General features: G+C 54.2%; 1 rRNA gene. It reads left to right on the top strand.

The window, feature by feature from the left end:
* Positions 1-1,700: ribosomal RNA gene (locus tag BMY78_RS32440) — 23S ribosomal RNA — on the top strand; the annotation flags it as partial.
* Between the last annotated feature and the right edge of the window lie 15 nt (positions 1,701-1,715).

The following is a 1,715-nucleotide window of genomic DNA, read 5'->3' as shown; positions in this document are numbered from 1 at the left end:
CAGGGGTAGGGGAGCGTTGTATAAGGGTTGAAGGTGTACCGTAAGGAGCGCTGGACATTATACAAGTGAGAATGCCGGTATGAGTAACGAAAAGATCAGTGAGAATCTGATCCGCCGAAAGCCTAAGGGTTCCTGAGGAAGGCTCGTCCGCTCAGGGTAAGTCGGGACCTAAGGCGAGGCCGAAAGGCGTAGTCGAAGGACAACAGGTCGAAATTCCTGTACCACCGTAAGCCGTTATGAGCAATGGGGGGACGCAGCAGGGTAGTGACGCGGACTGATGGATGTCCGTCTAAGCAGTGAGGCTGATGTGTAGGCAAATCCGCACATCGTAAGGCTGGGCTGTGATGGGGAGCGAAAATTATAGTAGCGAAGGTCATGATCTCACACTGCCAAGAAAAGCCTCTAGCCAGGTGATGGTGCCCGTACCGCAAACCGACACAGGTAGGCGAGAAGAGAATTCTAAGGCGCGCGGAAGAACTCTCGTTAAGGAACTCGGCAAAATGACCCCGTAACTTCGGGAGAAGGGGTGCCCCGGTAGTGTGAATAGCACGAGGGGGCCGCAGTGAAAAGGCCCAAGCGACTGTTTAGCAAAAACACAGGTCTGTGCGAAGCCGTAAGGCGAAGTATACGGGCTGACGCCTGCCCGGTGCTGGAAGGTTAAGGGGAGCGGTTAGGAGCAATCCGAAGCTGTGAACCGAAGCCCCAGTAAACGGCGGCCGTAACTATAACGGTCCTAAGGTAGCGAAATTCCTTGTCAGGTAAATTCTGACCCGCACGAATGGCGTAACGACTTGGGCGCTGTCTCAACGAGAGATCCGGTGAAATTTTAATACCTGTGAAGATGCAGGTTACCCGCGACAAGACGGAAAGACCCCATGGAGCTTTACTGCAGCTTGATATTGAATTTGGGTACGATCTGTACAGGATAGGTGGGAGCCTTTGAAACATGAGCGCCAGCTTGTGTGGAGGCACCGTTGGGATACCACCCTGATCGTATCTAGGTTCTAACCTGGTACCGTAATCCGGTGCGGGGACAGTGTCAGGTGGGCAGTTTGACTGGGGCGGTCGCCTCCTAAAGAGTAACGGAGGCGCCCAAAGGTTCCCTCAGAATGGTTGGAAATCATTCGAAGAGTGCAAAGGCATAAGGGAGCTTGACTGCGAGACCTACAAGTCGAGCAGGGACGAAAGTCGGGCTTAGTGATCCGGTGGTACCGCATGGAAGGGCCATCGCTCAACGGATAAAAGCTACCCTGGGGATAACAGGCTTATCTCCCCCAAGAGTCCACATCGACGGGGAGGTTTGGCACCTCGATGTCGGCTCATCGCATCCTGGGGCTGAAGTAGGTCCCAAGGGTTGGGCTGTTCGCCCATTAAAGCGGTACGCGAGCTGGGTTCAGAACGTCGTGAGACAGTTCGGTCCCTATCTGTCGTGGGCGTAGGAAATTTGAGAGGAGCTGTCCTTAGTACGAGAGGACCGGGATGGACGTACCGCTGGTGTACCAGTTGTTCCGCCAGGAGCACCGCTGGGTAGCTATGTACGGAAGGGATAAGCGCTGAAAGCATCTAAGCGTGAAGCCCCCCTCAAGATGAGATTTCCCAGTATGTAAGACCCCTTGAAGACGACGAGGTAGATAGGCTGGGGGTGGAAGTGCAGCAATGCATGGAGCTGACCAGTACTAATCGGTCGAGGGCTTATCCAAGATATGCAGGTTATA

Origin of the sequence: Paenibacillus sp. OK076, assembly GCF_900110055.1 — a bacterium.
Classification (GTDB): domain Bacteria; phylum Bacillota; class Bacilli; order Paenibacillales; family Paenibacillaceae; genus Paenibacillus.
Note: the sequence above shows the minus strand (reverse complement) of the source record. Positions and strands in the feature narration are given on the sequence as shown.